Annotated in this window: 23 protein-coding genes and 1 tRNA gene; 19 read left to right on the top strand and 5 right to left on the bottom strand. The window is 50.6% G+C overall.

Going from position 1 to position 24,975, the window contains the following annotated elements; translation table 11 throughout:
* Positions 1–484: 484 nt before the first annotated feature.
* Together LMG33818_RS10485 and LMG33818_RS10475 are read left to right on the top strand one after the other, a co-directional pair.
* Positions 485–805 carry a hypothetical protein gene (locus LMG33818_RS10485; protein ID WP_442323331.1) on the top strand — a complete coding sequence of 107 codons (321 nt, stop codon included), beginning with the start codon at positions 485–487 and terminating at the stop codon, positions 803–805.
* 851 nt (positions 806–1,656) lie between these two features.
* Positions 1,657–2,490, top strand: coding sequence for a tyrosine-type recombinase/integrase (locus LMG33818_RS10475; RefSeq protein WP_442323329.1), 834 nt, complete (start codon positions 1,657–1,659; stop codon positions 2,488–2,490).
* Between the two features lie 27 nt (positions 2,491–2,517).
* On the opposite strand, the gene LMG33818_RS10470 is transcribed toward LMG33818_RS10475, so the two are convergent.
* Positions 2,518–2,604: transfer RNA gene (locus LMG33818_RS10470), tRNA-Leu, on the bottom strand.
* Positions 2,605–2,959: 355 nt separating this feature from the next.
* Here LMG33818_RS10470 and queA point away from each other — a divergent pair.
* From queA to secF, 5 genes are all read left to right on the top strand, one after another.
* The gene (gene queA, locus LMG33818_RS10465) at positions 2,960–4,051 is read left to right on the top strand and encodes a tRNA preQ1(34) S-adenosylmethionine ribosyltransferase-isomerase QueA (protein WP_442323328.1); all 1,092 of its coding nucleotides are present in this window, start codon (positions 2,960–2,962) and stop codon (positions 4,049–4,051) included.
* A gap of 249 nt (positions 4,052–4,300) precedes the next feature.
* Complete coding sequence (tgt, locus tag LMG33818_RS10460; RefSeq protein ID WP_442323339.1) at positions 4,301–5,431, top strand: tRNA guanosine(34) transglycosylase Tgt; 1,131 nt, start codon at positions 4,301–4,303, stop codon at positions 5,429–5,431.
* A 212-nt stretch (positions 5,432–5,643) separates the two neighbouring features.
* Entirely contained in the window at positions 5,644–5,976 is a 333-nt protein-coding gene (gene yajC, locus LMG33818_RS10455) for a preprotein translocase subunit YajC (RefSeq protein WP_442323327.1), read from the top strand.
* Between the two features lie 132 nt (positions 5,977–6,108).
* Complete coding sequence (gene secD, locus LMG33818_RS10450; RefSeq protein ID WP_442323326.1) at positions 6,109–7,953, top strand: protein translocase subunit SecD; 1,845 nt, start codon at positions 6,109–6,111, stop codon at positions 7,951–7,953.
* A 10-nt stretch (positions 7,954–7,963) separates the two neighbouring features.
* A complete protein-coding gene (gene secF, locus LMG33818_RS10445; protein ID WP_442323325.1) occupies positions 7,964–8,869 on the top strand; it encodes a protein translocase subunit SecF in 906 nt (301 codons plus the stop codon).
* A 260-nt stretch (positions 8,870–9,129) separates the two neighbouring features.
* Here secF and LMG33818_RS10440 read toward each other — a convergent pair whose 3' ends face one another.
* On the bottom strand, positions 9,130–9,930 hold the full coding sequence (locus tag LMG33818_RS10440) for an inositol monophosphatase family protein (RefSeq protein WP_442323324.1): 801 nt from the start codon (positions 9,928–9,930) through the stop codon (positions 9,130–9,132).
* 314 nt (positions 9,931–10,244) lie between these two features.
* Here LMG33818_RS10440 and LMG33818_RS10435 point away from each other — a divergent pair, with 314 nt between their 5' ends.
* From LMG33818_RS10435 to LMG33818_RS10425, 3 genes are all read left to right on the top strand, one after another.
* Positions 10,245–11,177: an RNA methyltransferase gene (locus tag LMG33818_RS10435; RefSeq protein WP_442323323.1), complete on the top strand. Its 933-nt coding sequence runs from the start codon at positions 10,245–10,247 to the stop codon at positions 11,175–11,177.
* Between the two features lie 631 nt (positions 11,178–11,808).
* Positions 11,809–12,291 (top strand): Fe-S cluster assembly transcriptional regulator IscR, encoded by a 483-nt coding sequence (gene iscR, locus LMG33818_RS10430; protein WP_442323322.1) that lies wholly within the window; start codon positions 11,809–11,811, stop codon positions 12,289–12,291.
* Between the two features lie 83 nt (positions 12,292–12,374).
* Positions 12,375–13,574 carry a cysteine desulfurase family protein gene (locus LMG33818_RS10425; protein WP_442323321.1) on the top strand — a complete coding sequence of 400 codons (1,200 nt, stop codon included), beginning with the start codon at positions 12,375–12,377 and terminating at the stop codon, positions 13,572–13,574.
* A 25-nt stretch (positions 13,575–13,599) separates the two neighbouring features.
* On the opposite strand, the gene LMG33818_RS10420 is transcribed toward LMG33818_RS10425, so the two are convergent.
* The gene (locus LMG33818_RS10420; protein ID WP_442323320.1) at positions 13,600–13,749 is read right to left on the bottom strand and encodes a hypothetical protein; all 150 of its coding nucleotides are present in this window, start codon (positions 13,747–13,749) and stop codon (positions 13,600–13,602) included.
* 102 nt (positions 13,750–13,851) lie between these two features.
* On the opposite strand from LMG33818_RS10420, the gene LMG33818_RS10415 reads away from it, so the two are divergent.
* The 5 genes from LMG33818_RS10415 to LMG33818_RS10395 all read left to right on the top strand — a co-directional run bounded on the left by LMG33818_RS10415 (position 13,852) and on the right by LMG33818_RS10395 (position 18,319).
* Entirely contained in the window at positions 13,852–14,187 is a 336-nt protein-coding gene (locus LMG33818_RS10415; RefSeq protein ID WP_442323319.1) for a HesB/IscA family protein, read from the top strand.
* Between the two features lie 231 nt (positions 14,188–14,418).
* The gene (ndk, locus tag LMG33818_RS10410; protein WP_442323318.1) at positions 14,419–14,844 is read left to right on the top strand and encodes a nucleoside-diphosphate kinase; all 426 of its coding nucleotides are present in this window, start codon (positions 14,419–14,421) and stop codon (positions 14,842–14,844) included.
* A gap of 304 nt (positions 14,845–15,148) precedes the next feature.
* Positions 15,149–16,300: a dual-specificity RNA methyltransferase RlmN gene (rlmN, locus tag LMG33818_RS10405; RefSeq protein ID WP_442323317.1), complete on the top strand. Its 1,152-nt coding sequence runs from the start codon at positions 15,149–15,151 to the stop codon at positions 16,298–16,300.
* Positions 16,301–16,388: 88 nt separating this feature from the next.
* Entirely contained in the window at positions 16,389–17,201 is an 813-nt protein-coding gene (locus LMG33818_RS10400) for a tetratricopeptide repeat protein (RefSeq protein ID WP_442323316.1), read from the top strand.
* Positions 17,202–17,215: 14 nt separating this feature from the next.
* Complete coding sequence (locus LMG33818_RS10395) at positions 17,216–18,319, top strand: RodZ domain-containing protein (RefSeq protein WP_442323315.1); 1,104 nt, start codon at positions 17,216–17,218, stop codon at positions 18,317–18,319.
* A gap of 313 nt (positions 18,320–18,632) precedes the next feature.
* Here the strand turns inward: LMG33818_RS10395 and LMG33818_RS10390 are convergent, their stop codons facing one another.
* Positions 18,633–18,791, bottom strand: a complete 159-nt coding sequence (locus tag LMG33818_RS10390; protein WP_442323314.1) for a hypothetical protein — start codon at positions 18,789–18,791, stop codon at positions 18,633–18,635.
* 86 nt (positions 18,792–18,877) lie between these two features.
* Here LMG33818_RS10390 and hisS point away from each other — a divergent pair, with 86 nt between their 5' ends.
* The 4 genes from hisS (at position 18,878) to der (ending at position 24,045) form a co-directional block, all read left to right on the top strand.
* Positions 18,878–20,128, top strand: a complete 1,251-nt coding sequence (gene hisS, locus LMG33818_RS10385; protein ID WP_442323338.1) for a histidine--tRNA ligase — start codon at positions 18,878–18,880, stop codon at positions 20,126–20,128.
* Between the two features lie 106 nt (positions 20,129–20,234).
* Positions 20,235–20,897 carry a YfgM family protein gene (locus LMG33818_RS10380; RefSeq protein WP_442323313.1) on the top strand — a complete coding sequence of 221 codons (663 nt, stop codon included), beginning with the start codon at positions 20,235–20,237 and terminating at the stop codon, positions 20,895–20,897.
* Positions 20,894–22,057 (top strand): outer membrane protein assembly factor BamB, encoded by a 1,164-nt coding sequence (bamB, locus tag LMG33818_RS10375; protein ID WP_442323312.1) that lies wholly within the window; start codon positions 20,894–20,896, stop codon positions 22,055–22,057. The genes LMG33818_RS10380 and bamB overlap by 4 nt, the downstream gene beginning before the upstream one ends.
* A 581-nt stretch (positions 22,058–22,638) precedes the next feature.
* The gene (gene der / locus LMG33818_RS10370; RefSeq protein ID WP_442323311.1) at positions 22,639–24,045 is read left to right on the top strand and encodes a ribosome biogenesis GTPase Der; all 1,407 of its coding nucleotides are present in this window, start codon (positions 22,639–22,641) and stop codon (positions 24,043–24,045) included.
* 76 nt (positions 24,046–24,121) lie between these two features.
* Here the strand turns inward: der and LMG33818_RS10365 are convergent, their stop codons facing one another.
* Positions 24,122–24,973: an ATP-binding protein gene (locus tag LMG33818_RS10365; RefSeq protein ID WP_442323310.1), complete on the bottom strand. Its 852-nt coding sequence runs from the start codon at positions 24,971–24,973 to the stop codon at positions 24,122–24,124.
* Between the last annotated feature and the right edge of the window lie 2 nt (positions 24,974–24,975).

Below are 24,975 nucleotides of genomic sequence, written 5' to 3'. Positions count from 1 at the left end.
AGCTAAATCTGCACGACTTTCGATAGCAGCAGATGAGCACCGAAAACGATTATTCAAAGCAATAACGGAAATCGAAAAACACAAGGCCGCGTAAGCGGTTTTTTAATGTCTGAAATTTGGGGAGATTATGAAACTATGGATATTACGCCCTATTAAGGGTCGATATGAATGGAAGAATCCTCATGACAAAAATTTTGGTTTTGTTGTCCGTGCTGAAACCGAGTGGGATGCACGATATCTGGCTAATAGAGCATCTTCAGATGAAGGGAATGTTTGGGATGAGCCAGATGCCACTACATGCATAGAACTATCTGTTGATGGAGATATAGGGATAATAATATCGGATTTTCATGCAGGATGATCGACCCCCACTCCCCTTCTTCGCAACTCACCTTACCCCTAAACATACCTAAATGGCTCGCTAATCACACGCTGGCATGCTCAGCATTCATTGATTGGATGATGCCGTTCACAGGAGATGATGATGATATTCGAGACGTTTTGTCATTGGAAAGATAGGCAGCCCGAATCACTGATTGACGAGGAAGAGCAAGAGTGTGAAGACTGCGCGGGCCTTGGAGAATATGAATGCACGTGTTGTGGCCACGAGCGGACTTGTGAAACTTGTGGTGGTTTTGGCTTTATCGATCAAAATGAACAATCAATATTACAACTAGGAAGGCTCTACGTAGAAGATATTTCGAGCACAGCAAAAGACCTTTGTTATTTTGCTGGTCGCGGTGATTATCTCGATATTATGGCTGACTTCATAAAACAAAACGGAAGACCGGATGTTCTTAATTGAATGGTGAAGAGGATTTGATATGACAGAACTTAAACCCTGCGCCCACTGCGGAAGCGTAGACATATCCAATGCCACAACTTCTCTTGCCTATTGTATTCGCTGCCTGGACTGTCGAGCAGAAATGCGCTCATTCGTGAGCATTGATGATGCTCGAGTTAAATGGAATCGGAGGGTGTGATGCCAGATAAATATTCTTTAGTAACTTGCGGAAGACGATCAGCACGTATCATGCACAGAGACGGTCACATCATGGGCGCAAATGAATGCTGTATGTTGCTTAATCTGTTTCATGATCGCATCAATAAGCTAGAAAAAAAGGCTAGGCTTCTTGAAAGAGCCACTGATGACGAGAATGAGCTTAGAGAGACGCTGAGATATCTTGAACTGATTGATAAATGAACTATCAAGTAATCCTTGACAGCTGAACCTTCCGGAAATTCCGGATAGATGAACAGGACGCCTAGAGCGTCTTTTTTATTGCCTGGAGGAAATATGGCACTCATGACGGTAAAGGAAGTTGCCGATGAAATAAGCATGTCGGACAAATGGGTATATGCCAACCGTCATCTTATTGGATTTGTTCAGATATCACCGCGCCGAATTGGCTTTGAGCCATCAGATGTTCAGAGATATATTGATCAACGCAGGCGCGGTCCAGAAAAAAGGACCATAAAATGGGAGTCACAGTCTCATACAGGAGCGACCGAAAGAAGTGGGTCGTCAGAGAAACATATAACGGCAAGCGATATTGCAAATCGTTTGGGGGCGATTGAGAGGGAGAGAAGCAGGCGCGGGAATACGCGGCGAAGCGCTTAACGGAAATCAATGATGCCAAGTTCAACGGCGACGTCATGGGAAGAAAAAAGAAGCATACGTTTTTCGATGGCGTTGCGAGGTGGATAGATGAATACGACGTGTCCAGCCAAATAAAGCACATTCGCCTTGCATGCGAGTATATGGGCGACAAGGTAATGCTTGACCAAGGATGTGTTGATAAAGCCAGAGAAATGGCAAGAGACATGCGTAAGGCTGGTTTATCTGAATCCACTGTCAATAACAGACTGCAAGTTGTAAAGCGCGTATTGAGCTTGGCATACATTGAATGGGAGTGGCTAGACAAGCCATTGGATGGAAAGATACGGAAGCGTAATCCTAAGAATGAGCGACATGTGTATCTTACAATCGCAGAAATTGCGAGACTGCTTGAGTGCTTCGACGATTATTACGCCATTGAACGCACAATAACAGGACTTGCTGCTATAACAGGGTTACGCCAGGGTGAGCTATTAAAACTTGAGAAAAGCAACATCTCACCGGGTCGAATTGTGCTTCGTCCAGATCAAACGAAGAATGGTCGTATGAGAGCCATACCTGTTCCCGATGACGCAATGCCTTGGCTAATGGAACTGCCATTCCAAACGACAAGGGATAAGCTGCGTTGGGGATTTGATAAAGCGCGGGAAAAAGCAGGCATGCCTCACCTCCATTTTCATGACTTGCGGCATTCATATGCTTCGATGCTAGCACAATCTGGAGAAAGCTTAACAACAGTGAGGGATATATTGGGTCATTCGAGCTTAGCAGTTACAAGTCGATATACCCACTTGTTTGATGAGAGATTGGACGCTGTACAAAAGGCTCTGCCAAGCCTATTCAGCAACCAAACAGCAACCAAGGGTAGATAAAAAAGGAGGGTAAAGCTCTGTAAGCACTGGTACCAGCGGCCGGACTCGAACCGGCACAGGTGTTACCCCGGTGGATTTTGAATCCACTGCGTCTACCAATTTCGCCACGCTGGCTCACAAGAGCGAGGGCCATTATACGGATCATCCCTTTCGCGTCAATGACTTCCTGCAAGGAATTCGTTATTATATGCCCCACTTTTTATAAACATGGTGCTGCAAAGGTATTGTTGGTAACTCTCGATTGGCTGGAAATGCTCTATCAATTGAGTACCGGCTGCATTTCCACGCATTCTCCCAAACCTGTAGACAGATAACACAGGTCAGGATGCATCTCATAACGACATGTATGAATGAGAAATGCCTGCATGAAAAATATAGATACGGAAATGCATGTACACAAATATATGCCTGAGCAAAACAGAATGTTGGCCCTGACCTGAATGCGCCCTTTCACGAATAGCCTTATATAATGCAACTGTCCGATTTCACCTTCGACCTTCCTGACGAGCTGATTGCACGTTATCCCTCCGAGTCACGGACAGATTGCCGTCTGCTACGTGTGGATGGTGATAGCGGCGCCCTTGTTGACGAACGTTTTTCCAACCTATTGGAAGAACTGAACAATGGCGACGTTATGGTTTTCAATGACACACGTGTTGTGCCTGCCCGTATGTTTGGGCACAAAGCCTCGGGTGGACGTGTGGAAATGCTGCTGGAACGCCCCCTGGACGAACATCGGGCATTGGCACATATACGTTCCAGCAAGGCTCCCAAGCCGGGTACCGAGCTGATCTTCGAAGGTGATACGCATGTCACGGTCGAAGGACGTGAAGATGCCTTGTTTGTACTCCGCTTTCATGGGGAATCTTCCCTGCTCGATATCCTCGAGCAGCATGGTCATATGCCCCTCCCCCCCTATATGGAACGGCCGGACGAAGATGCAGACCGCGAACGTTACCAAACGGTTTATGCACGCAACAAGGGGGCGGTCGCAGCACCAACCGCAGGCCTGCATTTCGACGAGCCCATGATGGAGGCCATTCGCGCCAAGGGTGTTGAAATTGCCTTCGTCACATTGCATGTGGGGGCAGGGACTTTCCAACCCGTGCGTGTTGATAATGTGGAAGAGCACCACATGCATAAAGAGTGGCTTCAGGTGGAACAGGAAGCCTGCGAAAAGGTGAATCGTGCCCATGAACAGGGTAAAAAGGTTATAGCCGTGGGAACAACGAGCGTTCGTTGCCTTGAAACGGCAACAGAGCACGACAAGCTGATGCCCTTCACCGGTGAGACCGACATTTTTATCCGCCCGGGCTACCAATGGAAATGCGTAGATGCGTTGGTCACCAACTTTCATCTACCTGAATCAACATTATTGATGCTGGTATGCTCATTTGCCGGATTTGATACTACGCTCAAGGCTTATCAACGGGCCATCGAGGAGCGATATGCATTTTTCAGTTATGGCGATGCCATGTATCTGACGCGCCGGCACGCACCCGATCCCTGGGTTGATTCGATCACAGCAAGGGAAAACAAAACGGTCAATACAGCTGAATAACTCACGATTGCCGCGAGTTACAGTGAAGAAGGCGTTGTGAGTAGCAGCCGGGCCCTTGTTTATATTGCGTTAGGCCAGCCACCGTCAACGTATCAAACAATGGATTGGCCTCGAGTTCCGGCATGATGCCCACCGAGGCTCTCCGCACAACTTTTATCAGGCTCAACATTGGCTATTAAGCCGAGCAGGAAACGGGCTTTGCTTCAGAGTAATCCAAGTTCAGAGTAACCTATGAGATCCGAATGCTTCATGCGCTTCGAGCGTATTAATACAGATGGTCGTGCACGTCGAGGCCGCCTGCACTTCCCACGGGGAGTAGTAGAAACACCTGCCTTTATGCCGGTGGGCACTTACGGTACCGTTAAGGGAATGACTCCACGGGATCTAAAGGATATTGGAGCTCAAATCATCCTGGGCAATACCTTTCACCTTTGGTTGCGCCCGGGGACGGACGTTATCGAAGCGCATGGTGATCTGCATGATTTTGCGCAATGGGATCACCCTATTCTGACAGACTCAGGTGGTTTTCAGGTCTTTTCACTGGGCGAAATGCGCAAGATTACCGAGAAGGGTGTCCATTTCCGTTCACCAGTAGATGGATCGAAAATCTTCATGGGGCCGGAAGAGTCCATGGCCGTCCAGCGCTCATTGGGCTCGGATGTCATCATGATCTTCGACGAATGTACCCCTTACCCTGCAACACATGACGAAGCCGAGCGTTCCATGGAACTATCCCTGCGCTGGGCCAAACGCTCAAAAGACGCCCATGGTGACTCCCCTTCAGCACTCTTCGGCATCATTCAGGGCGGCATGTACCGTGACCTGCGTGAACGCTCACTTGAAGGGCTTAACGCCCTCGATTTTGACGGTCTGGCGATTGGAGGTCTATCGGTCGGTGAACCCAAAGAGGAAATGTTCAAGGTACTGGACTATCTTCCCACGTTGATGCCGGAGGAAAAACCACGTTACCTCATGGGAGTCGGCAAGCCCGAGGATCTGGTGGAAGGTGTCCGCCGTGGTGTGGATATGTTCGACTGTGTGATGCCCACACGAAATGCACGTAACGGCCATCTTTTTACCATGGATGGCGTTGTGCGTATCAGGAATGCATCACATCGCTATTCTACCGAGCCACTGGAAGCCGATTGCGACTGTTATACTTGCCGCAATTTTACCCGTGGCTATCTTCATCATTTGGATCGTTGTGGTGAAATGCTGGGCGCTGAGCTCAACACCATCCATAATCTGCGTCACTATCAACGCTTGATGAGCGGTTTGCGCGGGGCCATCGAAGAAGGTAAATTGGCGGATTTCGTTGATGATTTCTATGCACGGCGTAATATGTCGGTGCCTCCGCTGGAAGGCGAGCCCGTTAGCTAACCCTTATGTACGATGTACGCACTGATATCATCATGAGGGGCGAGTATAAATTAAGATAAATTTTAGCATCGCCTGTCACGATAGCGGGTATTACGGTTCCAGGTCCAAGGCGCTGCGCTGGCATTGGAATCGGTTGAATATTGAATTACTGTCCGGGTCTCCCGTAACTCAAACATTGATACTTATACGTCATACTCTTTAGAGGATACACCATGCTCAACCTTTTGATCTCTCCGGCATACGCTGCCGAAGGTAGTATTGCTTCAAGTGGCGCACTACCTCAGATCCTGATGATTGTGGCCTTCGCCGTCATTTTTTACTTCCTGCTATGGCGCCCGCAGGCCAAACGCGCCAAGGCTCATCGCCAATTGGTCACCGAGTTGTCAAAAGGTGATGAAGTCGTGGTCGGTGGTGGATTGGCTGGACGAGTCACCAAGGTCGGTGACGAATTCATCGTGCTGGAAATTGCACCGGGCACTGAAGTCAATGTTCAGAAAAGCGCCGTGGCAACTGTCCTGCCCAAGAATACGCTCAAATCCATTTGACATGAGTGTGGAACGGGCAGTGTAATCTGCCCGGTTTCCCTTTAGACGCGGGGTTTTACTGCCATTAAGCGCACTCGCGCTTAAATCGTCGTAGCCCTGATCATTATTATCAGCAACCAGGACCTCGCCTCGATGCTGAATCGCTATCCTCTATGGAAGTATTTACTGATACTTCTGCTGATTATCGTTGGCGCCATTTATGCGCTGCCCAACCTTTACCCCGAGCAGCCAGCTGTTCAGATCAGCCGCAATCATGGGCAAACCGTGAGTCAGGATGATCTGACACGCGCTGTGGACTCGCTCAATCAAGCACATATCAATGTGCTGCGCAGCTCACTGGAGCAGGATGGAACCGGACTGGTTCGCCTGTCCAACATCAATCAGCAGTTACTGGCACGTGATACGATCGCCAGTGCGCTGGGAAGTGGCTATACCACTGCGCTCAACCTCGCTGATAATACCCCGGGCTGGTTGCGCTCCCTTCGTGCCGGCCCGATGAAGCTGGGTCTTGACCTCCGCGGGGGTATTCACTTCCTTCTGGCTGTCGACATGCACGGTGCCATTCAACAACGGTTGAACAGTACCTCCAGTGCCATCGCCCAGTCGCTGCGCTCTTCCAATATCCGCTACCGTAACAATCAGGTAGACGGGCATCAGATCCTCTATACATTTGCCAGCACGGATGATCTGCAGCGCGCGCAGAAGATGATTCAGGGCCAGTTCTCAGGTTTCACTTTCTCGTCTCAGCAACAGGGGCGTGCAGCCATTCTGACCATGACGATGACACAACAGGCGATCACGGATCTGGAAGACTACGCCGTCAACCAGAACATGAGCACGTTGCGGAATCGCGTGAACCAGATCGGTGTTTCCGAGCCATTGGTTCAGCGTCAGGGTACCAATAGTATTGTGGTCGAATTACCGGGCATTCAGGATACGGCCGCAGCCAAACGTATCGTTGGCTCTACGGCAAACCTTGAGTTCCGTTTGGGCGCTGGGCCCAGCACCCCCGCCAATGATCAGGAAGCGATTCCCTACCGTAGCGATTCCACCCAGCAGGGTGCTGTGCTGAAAGAGGTTATCCTGACGGGTGACCACGTCTCCAATGCCAGTGCCGGGTTTACCCAGAACGGCCAGCCTGATGTCAATATCAATCTTGACGGTACCGGCGGTGCCATCATGAACCGCATCACCCAGGCCAATATTGGTCAGCCCATGGCGGTCGTCTATGTGGAGCATCAGGTCGATCCGTTAAAACCGGGCCAATCCGAAGATTCACCGCGTGAAACCCATGCGGTACGTAGCATTATCAGTATGGCGACCATTCAGGGTGTCTTCGGTAGCCAATTCCAGATCACGGGGCTTTCTTCAGCCAACGAAGCACAGCAGTTGGCACTTCTGCTTCGCTCCGGGTCTCTGGCAGCGCCGATCTACTTTGCCGAAGAGCGGACCATCGGCCCAAGCCTTGGTCAGGCCAATATTGATAGCGGTATTCATTCCGTTATTGTGGCTCTGATACTGTTGGTTGCGTTCATGATCATTCGCTATCGCCTGTTCGGTGTTATTGCGACCGTTGCCCTGTTTGTTAACCTGATCCTGATGCTGGCGCTGATGTCAGTGCTCGGCGCGACACTGACACTTCCCGGTATCGCCGGTATTGTGCTGACGCTGGCAATGGCCGTGGATGGCAACGTATTGATTTTCGAACGTATTCGGGAAGAGATGCGCACAGGGCTAAGCATTCAGCAGGCTATTCATGCCGGTTATGAGCGTGCCTTTACGTCAATTATTGATTCGCAGCTCACTACCCTGCTGGTCGGGATTATCCTGTTCTGCATCGGTACAGGGACCATTCAGGGCTTTGCTGTCACACTTTCCATCGGGATTGTCACCTCGGTATTCACGGCGACCAGTGTGAGCCGTGCCATGACCAATCTCCTCTTCGGCGGTCGTTCGCTGAAGAAACTCTGGATTTAAGGACGACGCGATGAAACTTATAGACTTCATGGGCAAACGCCACATCGCATATATCGTCTCGATTGTGTTGGCGTTGATTTCCATTGGCTCATTAGCCGTAAAACATCTGAACCTGGGGTTGGACTTTACCGGCGGTACGCAAATCGAAATTCGCTATGACAAGGCACCTAGCCTGGATCATATTCGTCAGGCCCTTGCCGATGCGCACTACCGGAATGTGGTCGTACAGACATTCGGTGACCAGCGCGACCTTCTGATCCGCATTCAGCACAACTTCTCCAATACCCTGGGGCAGGAAGTGCTTTCTACGCTGACGGCGGATGGGGAGCATGCCGAGCTGGTACGTTCCGAATATGTAGGGGCTCAGGTCGGCCAGCAGCTCAGTAATCAGGGTGGCCTTGGCCTGCTGATCGCCATTATCGGTATCACGATCTATCTGGCGATACGTTTCCAGATCAAGTTCGCGGTCGGGGCAATCGTTGCCCTCCTCCACGACGTATTGATCGTGGTAGGTATCTTCTCACTCTTTAGTATTGAGTTTGATCTGACGACCATGGCAGCCGTGTTGGCGGTACTGGGGTATTCACTGAATGACACGATCGTGGTCTATGACAGGATTCGTGAAAACATTCGAAAATCCCGCAGCTCGGATATTGCCCGACTGTGCAACGATGCAATCAACCAAACCCTGGCACGTACCGTTGCTACCTCGGGTACCACCCTTATGGTATTGGTCGCGTTGTACATCATGGGCGGCAGCATGATCCACAACTTCGCATTGGCACTATTGCTGGGAGTTGTGCTGGGAACCTTCTCTTCCATTTATGTGGCAGCGGCCCTCCTATTGCTGCTTCACCTGAAACGTGAAGACCTGATTCCGGCACGCCGTAAAGCACTGGAAGATGACATGCCCTAGCAAGCAGACACCACCCCATTCAACGATGCCTTGACGAGGCGGCATGAATGAATGGGGTGGGATCTGATGAAGCAGGAAATATTTGTTGAAGAGGTGAATACAGGACTTTCGATTGACCTTGTCAGCAGAATATTTCGAAAAGCAAGCATAAAAAAACCTGACGCTTAGTTGAGCGTCAGGTTTTTTATTGGTTATCCAACAGCGTGTTCTACTGCTCGAAATAAACCATCAGGCCAATATGAAAAGTGATATCACTTTTATCAGCCACGAAGCGCAGGCGCGACACGTTGTAATAAAGGCTTGAACAAGCGTTGACCACAGGCCATGAGTGGTTGCTCAATACCTACCTGGGGGGAACCATCCGGCTGCCCTACAAGCGCACCACTCTCTTTCAGGAAAAGGGAAGCCACGTTCAAATCATGCTCATCCAGGCCAAGCGCAAAAGCCACATCCACCTGACCAATGGCAAGCTCGGTCAAATCCAGCAAAGAACAACCACTTGCACGCAAGACATCAACATCTGCTGCCAGTGCCTCGACCAGCTTCAGATAAGTGTCCTGATGACGGGCACGCATCCAACGATCGGGAAGCCCCAACGCAACACGTGAACCACTCACTGCCGTGACAGTAGGCACACGTACGCGACGCTGATTGAATTGCAGCCCACGGCCACGACTCGCAACGTATTCATCTTCTGCAAAAGGGGAAATCATGACAGCATGCTCCGGACGCCCCTGATACAGACATACCAGCGACATAGCCCAGGCATTTGAGCCGGCGGCTAGATTGGAATACCCATGCAGAAGTTCGATATGCCACTGATAATCCTTGCCTTCACCTTTACCCGGTACAGAAGGCACATAGCGACCAGAGATACCATGTTCCGGATAACCACGGGCAAACTGACGAACAATATCCTGTTCGCAGTAACGTGCGGTATCTTCAAGCAGTGTGTCGATCAGGTGATCTTCACGAGCGATATCAATTCTGTCATGAATACGGAAAAAATTTTCCTGAGCGGTACGCAAGGCGCGCAGCGCAAATTCCACCATGGGTTGCATAGAAATTCATCCAATCTAAAGGGATAAACGGCATCGTATACCTACGATTAACCGTCGCCACCAGCCGGGCTGTTAAAGAGCGAAATGAAAGGAAGCCCCCCACGACTCGGGGTGCTAACGTTAAAAAGGAACAAGGGGGTAATGATAGCAAAAACCGGACGGATTCACCACATTAGCCCGGAGTTTTGATTCAAGGAATGTTACACTAGGCACCTATGGCCTTTGACATCCCATGATGTATTGCAGAGTCACACACTACGTAAAATGAAAAACCCTGTGTGAAACAAAAAACACTATGCAGAATGAAAAACACTATGCCGAATGAAACCGTCCCTTCGCCTGTGAACACCTGGCTTGAACGAATCCGTATTGTTCTGGTTGGCACCAGTCACCCCGGGAATATTGGGGCTGCTGCACGCGCCATGAAAACCATGGGATTGGCGCAACTGGCATTCGTACAGCCACGCTATGAGCCCTATACCTCGGAAGCAGTGTCACGTGCATCAGGCGCAGATGGCATCATTCGTCAGGCAAAGCAGTATGATTCACTCAAAGAGGCCTTGGCAGGGACCACGTGGGTGGTCGGTTGCAGTGCGCGTAATCGGACGATGCCATGGCCGATGGTCTCCCCTCGCCGCTTTTCATCCTTATTGGCTGAAGAATTCAGCAAGGCCCCTGAAGGCACCTCAGTCGCTATTGTTTTTGGACGGGAGGATACAGGGCTTACCAATGAAGAGCTGGCACACTGTAATGCTCACGTACATATCCCAACGTCAGCAGACTTTGGCTCGCTGAATCTGGGTGCCGCCGTACAAGTAATGGCATATGAATGTCGGCAGGCATGGCTAGTCGATGTGAACGATGATGAAGCCACTCCCATCGCACTTTCTGACAGTCACGAGGATGTAGTGAAAGCATCCATGGATAACGTCGAATGGGATAACCCTTATGCGGATCATGCCGCCGTAGAGCGCTTGATTGAACATATGGAGCGAACACTTACGGCGACAGGCTTTCATGATCCTGCGCAGCCCCGCTTGCTGATCCCTCGCTTAAGACGCCTGTTTTTACGTGCCCGGTTGGATACGATGGAAACCAACATTTTACGCGGGATACTTTCCAGCGTTGATCGGTTGACCCAAAGCACTTCAACATCAACGTCCAACCCTGCACATTCACCCCAATCAAATAGGGCTCAGGCGAGTTCATCTGATAAAACATCCGAGGAAAGTGGTGAGGGAAAATAGGAGGATTATGAGTATCTCCTTACCCTGATTTCACAATGCAAGGCGTAGAAGCAATAAAATCAGCAAGAATAGAGCGGAAAATTAATCGTAGCTGAACATCAAGCATCAGATGATGTCTCGGTGGTATTTGTCTATCCTCTCTAAGCCCATTATTTTGAAATCAATACGTTGTCGATGGAGGGGTCCTGATATCACTGGTGTAGCCAGCAATCGACTACATCGCTAACACCGCTTGTGCCAACACCACTTGTATTGAAGAATCCCAACGAAATGTTTTGATGTAATGGATTTGTTGTTCCCATATCAGCTCAGGTTCTATATGGGAGCCCTTACAGCCAACGTATCTGTGCCACTCTTCATTGTGGCTTTTTGAACGGCATGTTCGCCCCGCTGCCGTTCTGGTTAAAAAACAACCATGCAGTGCCCAACGTGTTACCCTGCTTTACCCCCAAATATAAAGTTGACTAAATTAGTGGGTTATACGCATACTGTAGAAGATAAACCGTCTATAAAAGGGGCATACCGCCCTACCGGTCGCCATGGAGTACAAATAGCAGTCCGGTACAGGTCCCGCGGTTGCCAAGCACAACCCAAATACATCTTTGCCATTATTTGATATGGAATTCTTGCCATGCGTCTTACAACCAAGGGTCGATATGCGGTGACAGCCATGTTGGATCTGGCCATCCATACTACGCATGGTCCGATCAAACTGGCTGAAATCTCCCAACGTCAGGAAATCTCCCTTTCCTATCTTGAACAGCTCTTTGCAAAACTACGCCGCGGCAAACTGGTGGAAAGCGTCAGGGGGCCAGGTGGCGGCTACTTGTTGGCAAATACACCTGCGGATATCTCCATTGCGCGTATCATCGATTCTGTCAGCGAATCCGTTGATGTCACCCGCTGTCAGGGCGAAGGGAATTGTGATCATGGCCAGCAGTGTCTGACCCATCACCTGTGGTGCGACCTTTCAGATGCCATTTATTCATTCCTTAATGGCATTACGTTATCCGACCTTATCGCCCGCAGAGATGTACAATTGGTGGCACAGCGGCAGCAGGACAAACTCACAAGTGATGTCCTCAATCAGGATTTATTGTTTGCTTCACAATAGTCCTTCTCCATTCAGCTGCAATCTGCTGAATATAGCCGGTGAATGTGACTGATTCATGCTCTTTGATCACTCGGGATACACTCATGTCTACTTCCATCAATACCCCTGTTTATCTTGATTACGCAGCCACCACACCTATAGACCCTCATGTGATTGACGTCATGACGCGCTACCTGGGCACTGAAGGCACCTACGCCAACCCTGCGTCCCGGAGTCATATGTTGGGTTGGCTGGCTGAGCAGGCGGTGGAGGGTGCACGGCGTCAGGTAGCAGACTTGATCCATGCCGACCCGCGAGAAATCGTGTGGACGTCCGGCGCCACCGAAGCAGACAATCTGGCACTCACGGGCCTGATGCGTGCCCAAAGAAAAAATGGCCTTCATAGCAGTAAACGCCATTTGATCACGTCGACAATTGAGCACAAGGCTATCATTGACACAGCGCTTTCACTGGAACGGGAAGGATTTGAGGTCACCTGGCTCACACCAGACAATGAGGGCCGGATTACGCCGGAGAGTCTGGCCGCGGCCATGCGCCCTGAAACAGCACTGGTTTCCCTAATGGCGGTCAACAACGAGGTAGGAAGCGTCAATGATCTTGATGCATTGGGGCGTATTGCCCACGACGGAGGCGCCCTCTTTCATGTCGATGCAGCTCAGGCGGCAGGCAAGATTCCGCTGAATGTCGAAGAGATGCCCATAGACCTGATGTCGCTCTCTGCCCATAAACTCTATGGTCCCAAGGGAATCGGGGCATTGTATGTCAGGCAGGGAGTCACCATCGAAGCGATCATTCATGGAGGTGGGCATGAAAGAGGTATGCGCTCAGGCACACTGGCGACACATCAGATTGCCGGAATGGGCAAAGCCTATGAGCTGGCCGCGCAACAAATGCACGAAGATCGCCGTCATCTTCAGCAGTTACATGACCGCGTTGTACAGTGGGCTGGCACAATGAAAGGGGCGTATTTAAGTATTCCGCCGGAGGATCAAGTGCCCAACATTGTCAGCATCGGCTTTGATGATCTCGAAGGGCAGACCTTGCTCATGAATTTGCGTGAAGTCGCCGTATCCAATGGGTCCGCCTGCAATTCAGCCACCGTGGCGCCATCCTACGTGCTGGTTGGCGTCGGCGTGCCCGAAAAGCGCGCATTGGCTACATTACGCATTAGCATGGGACGATTTACTACAGAAGAGGAAGTGGAATTTGCTCTCCGTTCAATCGAGGGTGTTGTTACACGTTTAAGGCCTGAAGAATTGGCAGCAAATTCCTCATCGAAGTGAAGGTTTGGGCCACGTTAACTGCCTATCACCTACCGTTGGCAAGTGCTGTATGAAGGACGCAATCGCTGTGTTTGAATTCCTCGGCACCATTTACTGGCAACCATATGGCAGGGCTTCCACTAACCTGATTGACCGTATGCGGTTTATAGACGAACCATGCATGCATATAATTCATATCAACTCTCTTTGATTGATATTGCCTGATCATTCATCATGCTGCAGGCATACATAACGATTTCATTTTGGACAGCAAAGCATGCTGTCGGAGGTACTCATCATGGCGACTATTACCATCAGCGAAGCAGCAGCCCAACAGATCCAGCATGTACTGGACGAGCGCGGGTACGGGTTGGGATTGCGTGTCGGCATCACGACCAGTGGTTGTTCGGGATACGCTTACGTGCTGGACTTTGCCGATGAAGTCGGCCCGAATGATGAAGTCTTCGAATCCAAGGGGGCCAAGGTTATCGTGGATCGTGAAGCTCTTACCGTCCTCGATGGGACAGAAGTCGACTACATCAGTGAAGGTTTGAATCGTTTGTTCAAATTCAACAACCCGAATGTAGCCGATGAATGCGGCTGTGGTGAAAGTTTTAGCGTACAGGCATCCTGACAATTTTCACTGCAGCAACCATGGTAAAACGCCCACAGTAGCCTACTATGGGCAGTAACGTGCCTAACCACTGGGCAAAACCGCTATAGAGAGGGTATACTATGGCGCCTCGTGGTCACGTCTCTGATACTTGTTCCAATCGATCAAGGCCCCACATTCCATCAAGGCACTTGCGATTTCATGACAGATTCGCCAGTGCCGGTATACTTTTATTACTGAACAGGAGCCATCATGGCCGTCGAACGTACTCTATCGATCATCAAGCCTGATGCCGTTGCTAAAAACGTTATTGGTGAAATCTACACACGTTTTGAAAAGGCGGGTCTGAAAATCATCGCTGCCAAAATGGAACACCTTTCACGCGAAAAGGCTGAAGGGTTTTATGCAGAGCACAAAGAGCGTCCTTTCTTCAACGATCTGGTTGAGTTCATGACCTCTGGCCCTGTCATGATTCAGGTACTGGAAGGCGAAAATGCCGTTCTGACCAACCGTGATCTGATGGGCGCTACCAACCCGAAAGAAGCCGAAAAAGGCACTATCCGTGCAGATTTTGCCAGCTCTATCGATGCGAATGCGGTTCACGGTTCCGACGCTGTTGAATCAGCCAAGCGTGAAGTCAGCTACTTCTTTGCTGAAGACGAAATCTATCCTCGCTAAGAAGTATCCCCTGTGGGGCATCTGCCTCATGGGCTGATCATATTTGAAGCGTATCAATGGCCATGCAACAGGTTAATCTCTGGGCATGGCTTTTGAGCTATATTATAGCTGGCGTTTACGGCGACCCCCTCATGTTTTCGTTCTGCATGAAAGGCAACGCCATATTTGAAATTACAGACTATACTTACTGTCAGGTTCACTGTGAGCCATAACATGACATAAGCGAGTCTACAACTTATTACAGAGCAGCGCCCCATGGCAGTCACCTGCTACGGCGATGCTCACTGGAAGACGACCGTTGAACATGAGTAACCATATACCGACAAAAGACATTTCCGAACCGCAGACCTCGTCTGAGCGGGTGAATTTGCTCGGGCTTACTCGTGAAGAAATGAGTCGGTTCTTTACTGAATTGGGTGAAAAACCCTTCCGTGCCGCACAGGTGATGAAGTGGATTCACCAGGAAGGAGTTACCGATTTCGCCGAGATGACCAACCTCTCCAAGTCGTTGAGAGAAAAGCTTTCGGCGGTGGCGGAAGTCACTCCACCCCGTGTGGCCTATCAGGGTGAGTCCCGTGATGGCACACGTAAATGGGTAGTCGAAGCCAAGGGCGGCAGTCTGATCGAAACAGTGTTGATTCCGGCGGACAATGGCCGCCGTACCTTGTGTGTTTCATCACAGGTGGGCTGCTCGCTGGATTGCAGTTTTTGCTCCACGGGTAAACAGGGCTTTGCGCGGAATCTGGATAGCGCCGAAATCATTGGTCAGGTGTGGATCGCTACCCATTGCGGTACGCCCTACAATGATGGCCGCAAGCCTGTCACGAATGTGGTCATGATGGGGATGGGTGAACCACTGATGAACTTCGAGCCGGTGGTGGCTTCCATGAAACTGATGCTGGACGACAACGCTTATGGACTCTCCAAGCGTCGTGTAACACTGTCTACGTCAGGGCTTGTTCCAAAGATTGATGAATTGGGCGACCAACTGGATGTCAGTCTGGCGATTTCCCTGCATGCTCCCAACGATGAGCTGCGTAATACGCTGGTGCCTCTGAATCGCAAGTACAATATTGCGACATTATTGGACGCATGCCGTCGATATCTGGACAAATGCAAGGACGCCCGCATGATCACCGTTGAATACACACTGATGGCCGGTGTGAATGATCAACAGGAGCATGCCGATGAACTGGCCAAAGTACTGAAGGATATTCCTTGCAAGATCAACCTGATTCCATTCAACCCCTTCCCGGGTTCAGGCTATAGCAAACCTTCTCGTAATCAGGTCATGCGTTTTCAGCACTGGCTATTTGAACGTGGACACAAGGCTCCTGTCAGAATGACACGTGGTGACGATATCGATGCAGCCTGTGGGCAATTGGTGGGCCGCGTAAAAGACCGTACGCGCCGTCAGGAACGCTATATTCAAACACTCTCCATTGACGCTAGCTGAAGCAGAGGTTATCAACGTTGACTTCATTCATTATTTTTCGAGGCATAATAACAGCCGTTACTTCCTTGAGAGATAAGTGATGTTCACCATGCATTCATATTTTCGCCCCCTGTTTTCATCTTCACGCATCAAGTCATCTGTGGCGGGCTCACTAGTGACATTAATGGCGTGTCTGTCCATGACTGGCGGACTGAGCGGCTGCGCAAGCACCCACGCCAGCGCTTCATCAGCACAAAGCGCCTCCCCTCAGGCGAAAGCATCTGCCTATTCTGAACTCGGCATGGCCTACCTCTCACGGGGGGATACCTCCCGTGCGTATCAGGCTTTCCAGCGTTCATTAGCGCTAAATGATCAGGAAGCCAGTGCCCTGCACGGGCTCGCATTAATAGAACAACACAATGGAGACATGGCCCGCGCAGGCGAGTACTATGATCGCACCTTGCGTACATTGTCCAAATCGCGTGAAATTACGGATAATGGCTCGCTACAGGAGCCACAGGTGCGTAATAATTACGCAGCTCTGCTTTTTGAAGAGGGAAAGTTTGAGCAGGCTTGCCAGCAATTATCCAGGGCCGCCAGTGATACACATTACCCCGGCAGGCCGGGAATATTGGTCAACCTGTCGCAATGTCAGTTAAAAACCGGCAATATGACAGGCGCAGGTAACACGCTGGATGAAGCAGAACGGATTGCGCCGGAGCAACCTCTGGTCCTGCTGGCTCAAGCGTACCTGGATTTTTACAAGGGCAATTTGGATGCATCTTCTGCAAAACTATCGCAATATGTGCATCTGAAAGGCAATACACATGAATCAGACGCGCTTGGCCAGGCGCTGAGTCGTGCAAGACAGATGTCAGAGACCCCGGCATCATCGAATCAATCCACCAACCGGGCGCAATAAAAAGGACTTTCGGCATGAGCGAACAGCCATCTTCTGCGGCAAACCAATCTACGACACAGTCGGCCGGAGATATGCTTCGCAGCGCCAGGGAGCGCAAGGGCCTTAGCATTGAACAGGCTGCAGCTCATCTGAATCTGCGCCCCTCGCTGGTTACAGACCTCGAGAACGAGCATTACGAACAGCTGCGTATTCCGACCTATCGTCGTGGCTATCTGCGTGCCTACGCGCGCCTGTTGGAAATTGATCCCGAACAGGTACTTAGGGCGCATGATGAGAAACATGGCAAAGTGGATGAACCTATCAAGGTTTCCACCCCGATCAAGCCGCTAAAACGCCCTAGTCGCATCGGCAAGATTGCATTCTGGATCATTACCATCATCATTCTGTTGCTTATTATCGGGTTGACAACACAATGGTGGAAAAACCGGAACGGTACTGATTTCAACGCACAGGAAAATAATACACCCAGTGCGCAGATCCCTGATCAGCCATCGCCCACGTCCAATTCACCTCAGTCATCAACCACAGCCTCTGACGGCAATGCACCCAATGCACAAGGCAGCAATACGAGCTCCAACAGCACATCTGCCAATGCGCCTGCAACCACCACAAACAGTACGCCAACCACCAATAACGGTGCGCAGGGTAATACAGGCAGCAACGATGGTTCCAACGACCTCCAGATGCAGGTAGGCAATGGTGTTGACGGTGCCAACATGACGACAAGTGAAGCCGAGAGCGAAACTCAGCAAAACCAGTCAAATAGCGCACAAAATGGTACAAGTCAGAATGGCAATAACCTGAACACCAATAACCAGAATGGCAATCCTCAGAACAATACTCAAGGGCAGAGCCAGAATGCGGACAATGGAGCGGTAGCGACCTCTTCCAATGGTATTGCGTTGCAGTTCAATCGTCAGTCCTGGACACGTATTACCGATGCACATGGTCGTACCCTGCTGTCAGGGCTTCAGCAAGCAGGCTCACAACGAACCATTACCGGTCAGGCCCCCTTCCATCTGGTCATTGGCAATGCAACCGGCGTGTCCGTTACCTACAACGGACAACCGGTACACCTTGGCGCACGTAACGTAGCACGCCTGACACTGGGCAAATAATATCCTGTTACCCGTGCACGAGACCGTTCAGCCTGTATTCAACTGAAATGGCCTCGTGCATGCTATAACATCTGTATCCAGGAATACTCATTTCAGGCAACAATAAGGCAATCCCTTTCCAAGCCGAATATTGTGGGTGGCAGATATGGTTTGTGATGAATATTGTTTGTGATGAATATTGTTTGTGGTGAATATTGTTGGTGGTAAATATTGTTTGTAGTGGATATTGTTGAAAGCAACATGCGTAGTGAGTGGTTTCGCTGTTTCTTGTTTCAATGCAGCACCTGAAAGCGCATCGTTCAATTGGCTTCTATTATAGCCACCCTTGATTTACGCAGCGGTTGCCAGGTTCGAAATGTTGGGAGCCTGTTTCGTCAACATCAGACAGCCCGCGTGGCAATAGAGAATCGGGTAACAGGCGAACAGCGGATAGAGAAGCAAACAGCGTTGAAACCAGTGATGATGAAATCATCGGATAAACCGTCAGAATATTAGTAAAACAGGCCTTCTGGCCTGGGTTTGGAGTCAGCATTGAGCAAGTTACAGGGCCTACGAGGCATGAATGATTTGCTGCCGGAGCAATCCCCTGCCTGGCAGTACGTTGAGTCAACATTACGAACACTTCTATCCCGTTACGGGTATCGTGAAATTCGTACCCCTATTCTGGAAGATACCTCCCTTTTTCAACGTTCCATCGGTGAAGCAACGGACGTTATTGAAAAAGAGATGTACACCTTTGATGACCGAAATGGTGAAAGCATCAGCATGCGGCCCGAGTTCACCGCCGGTATCGCACGTTCGGTCATCGAACATAACCTTGCGCATAACCAATCACTCAGGCTGTGGTCAACAGGGCCTTTGTTTCGGTATGAACGCCCTCAGAAAGGACGTTATCGCCAGTTTCATCAATTGAGCGTCGAAACGTTCAATATGGAAGGGCCTGATATTGATATCGAACTTATTCTACTCTCTGCGCGTCTATTAAGGGAGTTGGGGCTGCATGATCAGGTGACACTGGAACTGAACTCCCTGGGAACGGCTGAATCTCGCAAAGCGTATCGCGAATGCCTTGTTCAGTACCTGACTGAACACAAGGATATACTGGATGAAGATTCCGTTCGGCGCCTGAGCACGAACCCATTACGTGTACTGGACTCGAAAAATCCGGACATGGCCGATATGCTGGCAGGCGCCCCTCGAATGCTGGATCATTTGGATAATGAATCTCGCGAACATTTCGATAAACTGACCAATACGCTGGATACACTCGGTATCAAGTATGTGATCAATACCCGTCTGGTACGTGGTTTGGATTATTACTCACGTACGGTTTTCGAGTGGACAACCACTGCATTGGGCAGTCAGGGCACAGTGTGTGGCGGCGGCCGCTATGACGGAATGATTAGCCAATTGGGCGGCAAACCGACCCCCGCCTGTGGTTTCGGGTTGGGCATCGAGCGTCTGGTACTGTTACTGGAAGAGCTGAATCTGATTCCGGAATCGGTGCATAAAACCATCGACGTCTATGTAACTGCATTGGGTGATGCCGCCGAACAAACGGCGCTGAAACTAGTAGAGCACTTGCGTGATGAACTGCCCAAATTACGTATTCAGTTGCATTGTGGCGGTGGCAGCTTCAAGAGTCAGATCAAGAAAGCCGATCGTAGCGGTGCCAGTATCGCCTTGCTCTTGGGTGAAGACGAATGTGCTCAGGGAACGGTGGGCATCAAGTACCTACGCGAAGACAGGGAACAGGAAAGCGTTGAGCAATCCAAACTTTCCGAACGTCTGTCGTCACTGGTAAGCTGACAGGTGCCATGGGCGAGATTTTGCCTGCAGACGTCACGAGTTTACGAAGATACCGGAATATCGGACACTTGCCCCTTTCCGGAAGCGTTAAAACAGGAGAACATGCGTGGTGCATGACATCAATGACGAAGACGAACAGCTGGATGCGCTGAAAAACTGGTGGAAGCGTTACGGCACGACCCTCTGTGTCGTCATACTACTGGCCATGGCTGCCTTTTTTGGCTGGAATACATGGCAACGCCACAAAGCCTATGAATACAACCAGGCATCGCAGTTGTATGATCAGCTGGATGAAATGACCAATAACTTTACCGTTCTGAATAGCCAGCAACGTGCTCAGGTCAACCAGCTGGCGGATCAGCTGGTCAATAATTATGGCAATACCCGCTATGCCGATCTTGCCCGTCTAATCGAGGCACGTGTTGCCATTCAGGCGAATGACAACGGTACCGCGACCGCGAGTCTTCAGGATTTGATCAGCAGAAGCCATGATAGCTTCATGACAACGTTGGCACATATTGACCTGGCACGTGTTCAGATCAACAACAAACAGTATGATCAGGCACTGTCCAGCCTGCCAAAAGAGGTGCCGCACACGTTGAGTGTACTGCTAAACAGCGTGCGTGGGGATGCTTTGGTCGGCCTGAAACGATTCCCTGATGCCAGAAAAGCCTATGAACAGGCGCTTCAGGATGCGCAGAAATACAAACTGCCCAACTACGGCATTCAGCTCAAGCTCGATGATCTCGCCCCACAGGAGGCTTCATGAAATTGCGTCATCCCATGCGGGCAGTGGCCTGTGCATTCTCCGTCTCACTCCTGTTGGCAGGATGTGGTGATGTAGTAAAGCCGAATCCAGCGCCAAAAGCGCTAACGAGCATCAAGCAAACCGTTAAATTGCATACCATGTGGGCTGACAATATTGGCTACATGGGGCGTGACGATGCACACTACAAGCTGACACCCGCGCTTTCCAACGGTGTACTTTATACCGTAAATGCGCATGGTCATGTACGCGCCATTGACCCCTCAACCGGTAAGATACAGTGGCAGAAACACCTGCATGTACCCGCTTCAACCGGTATTACGGAAAGCGGCGGTAATCTGTATCTCGGGACTGCCAAGGGTGAAGTGCTGGCCCTGAGTATCACGGATGGCAGCATTGAGTGGCGTACGAGTGTGGGTAGTGAACTCTTGACGACACCGCAAGCCAACAGCCAGCAGGTTATTGTACAAACGGTTGATGGCACACTGGTGGCACTGGATAAAGTCAGTGGTATCCGCGACTGGCTCTATGCAGGTAATCAGCCGCCATTGACGCTACGCTATCCAGGGACACCGCGAACCATCGATCCTGTGACCTTTGCGGGCTTTGCCGACGGTCAGATTGCGCTGTTCGACAATAGCTCGGGTAATATGCTGTGGAGCATGCGCGTTTCAGTTCCACGGGGTACCAACGACACTCAGCAAATGGGAGACATCGTTGGGCAACCTATCATTACGCCCGATGGCAGCCTTTTCGTAAATGGATTCCAGGGCGAACTGGTGGCCGTCAATGTTCACTCCGGGCAACAAATGTGGAGTAAATCCGAATCGGGTTATCACACACCTCTGTTGCAGGGAAGCACGTTGTACACAGTTGATGCTCTGAATCACGTACATGCTTTTGATGCCAGTACAGGCAATCAACTGTGGGTACAAACAGCGCTCGAAGGCCGTGCTCTGACTGCACCTACTTTCGTGGATGGACAACTCGCCTTCGGTGATTATCAGGGCTATGTGCATCTATTGGATGCGACCACCGGCAAACTTGATGGCCGTGATGATCTGAATGCCGGCATTCAGGCCCCCATTGTTGCCTCTGGCAATCAGATGTTTGTATTGACCAATGCAGGCAAACTGGTCGGTTACAGCCTGAGTGGTGAATAACATCATCTCACAGGAGTTACGTTGCCCTCATCCTCGAACGGGACGGTAAACTCAAAAACGCCCTGATTGCCTTTGGTGGTCAGGGCGTTTCGTATGGGAAGTTGGATAATCAGAGCGTTTTGGCTATCCAGTGGTCTTCAGCCCTCCCTTTTTTGCAGGACTACAGGAGTGAAGAGCAATACGTTCATTGCTCGCAGTATCGATGATAGCCAGGTAGCTTCCCGTATCCGCTTCCGTCTCAACTTATGGCATCGTGTCGATCCTTCTCTTGTTCTTCTATCCTGCATATCCAATTATTTATAAAAAGGTTTGTAGGAAGGTTTGTAGAAAGACAAGCTTGTTTTAATGACACCCGCCCTGCGAGTAGACATGCTATTTGGTCCGGCACCCCTTCGAGTAGATGAGGCGATAAAATTTCGCTATACTGTACGTGATGTTCAAGGTCACGCGCCTGATGCTCGACGTCACCCAGTGCGCCTTTCACATCCAAATAATATCCGCTCAACAGAATAGTATCTGCTGGGCATTCAGCTTTATCCATTCAGCTTGCGCTGAATGCTCATCTCCCGAGTCTCATCGACATGAATCCCGTTATAGCCCTAGTTGGCCGACCCAATGTCGGCAAGTCGACCCTCTTTAATCGCCTGACCCGTTCTCGCGATGCCATTGTTGCCGACTTTCCGGGGCTGACACGTGACCGTCAGTACGGTAATGGCACATTGGGTGAAAAGCCTTTTACCGTCATCGATACCGGCGGTATCAGCGGTGATGAGCTGGGTATTGATGCCGCCATGGCTGAACAGTCCCTGCTTGCCATTGATGAGGCAGATATCGTCTTTTTCGTCGTTGATGCCCGCGCAGGGTTAACACCTACCGATGAGGCAATTGCGCGCCATCTGCGTGTTAACCAGAAAAAAACCTGGCTGGTCGTCAACAAGACCGATGGGTTGCCGGAAGAAACAGCCACCGTTGATTTCTACTCCCTCGGGATGGGAGAACCCTTACCTATTGCGGCGGCACATGGTCGAAACGTCACGCAGTTGATCAGTCTGGTGTTGGAACCCTTCCCTGAACCCGAGGAAAGCGATATTCATCCGGAGCTGGATGACCGCGGTATTCGTATTGGTGTTGTGGGTCGTCCAAATGTTGGGAAATCCACGCTGGTCAACCGATTGCTTGGCGAAGAGCGCGTCGTGGTATTCGATCAGGCAGGTACAACGCGAGATGCCATCGAGATTCCTTACGAACGTAATGGGCATCCCTACGTTCTTGTAGATACCGCGGGTGTTCGCCGTAGAAAGAATGTCCACGAAGTAGCCGAGAAGTTTTCGATCATCAAGACACTGGATGCCATTAAATCCTGTAATGTCGCGATTATGGTGCTGGATGCACGTACCGGGCTAGTGGAACAGGACCTCCATCTGTTGGACTACGTCCTGAATACGGGGCGGGCTCTGGTGATTGCGGTCAATAAGTGGGATGGTCTGGAATCGGAAGCAAAGGAAAAGATGCGTTCCGAAATCAAGCGTCGTCTTGGCTTTGCTGATTATGCAGACATGCACTTTATTTCAGCTCTCCATGGTACAGCGGTGGGTGATCTATACCCATCCATCGAACGGGCGTACGAGAGCGCAACTGCCCGCTGGAGCACCAACCGCCTGACCAATCTGTTGAAGGACGCCGCTGCCGAACACCAGCCCCCAATGGTCAATGGTCGCCGTATTCGCTTGAAAATGGCGCATCAGGGCGGAAACAATCCACCGATCATCGTTGTTCATGGCAATCAGATCAATCAGTTGCCTGAAGCTTACAAACGCTATCTGACCAATACGTTTCGCAAGGTGCTAAAAGTACGCGGCACGCCGATTCGTTTCGAATTCCGCAGCGGTGATAACCCTTACGACAAGCATGGCGATGCCACGGACAAAGAGAAAGCCAAGGCGCGCCAGCTCTCTCGAACGCGTGAAGCGCGCCGTAACAAGCGTTAAGCACGCCTAGCTTGAAGCATCATATCATCAGCGTCAGGATGTGATGCTTCAAGGGTACTTACGGGATAATGGTCGACTACGCTTCAGTGCCCACCCACTTGCAGGCGAATTGCCACGCCGCACGTCCACTTCGCACACCGCGCAGCAGCCCATACTGGAGCGCCTGAGCACGCGCCTCCTCATTCCACTCACCGCCTAGATCCTTCACCCAATGCTCGCACGCTGCAATGAAGGTTTCCTGATTGAAGGCATGGAAGGCAAGCCACAAGCCGAAACGATCTGACAAGGAAATTTTTTCCTCTACAGCATCACCATGGTGAAGCTCGCCATCCACGATATGGGTATCATTGTTATCTGAAGAGGCCTCCGGCAAGAGGTGGCGTCGGTTGGATGTCGCGTAAATCAGTACGTTTTCGGGTGGCCCCGTGAGCGTGCCATCCAACACGCTTTTCAACGCCTTGTATGCATCATCGCTGCCTTCAAAAGAGAGATCATCACAATACACAATAAAGCGTTGCGGCAAATCGCGTAAACGAGCAACCAAACCGGGCAAACCAATCAGGTCATAGCGGTCCACCTGGATCAGACGCAAGCCGTCATCTTTCATTTCATTCAACAGTGCGCGAATGATGGAGGACTTGCCTGTGCCACGAGCCCCCCACAATAACGTATGGTTGGCAGGACGACGATTCAGGAAAGCACGCGTATTTTCTACAATTTCCTTTTTCTGACGCTCGATCCCCACCAAATCAGCCAGGCGTACATCATCACGCATCGCGACCGGGATCAGTTGTCCCCCCGTGAGGGGATGACGCTCCCAAAGGGCTGCCACTGTAGTGGTCCAGTCGATCTCAACGGGCTTGGGAGGGAGTAGCGGCTCTATACGCTCCAGTAAACCGAGTAAACGCGCACTTAATACTTCATCCATTC

This window comes from Cernens ardua (genome assembly GCF_051251085.1).
GTDB classification, from domain to species: Bacteria; Pseudomonadota; Gammaproteobacteria; order Pseudomonadales; family Halomonadaceae; genus Cernens; species Cernens ardua.
This window is presented reverse-complemented; position numbering and strand designations above follow the sequence as displayed.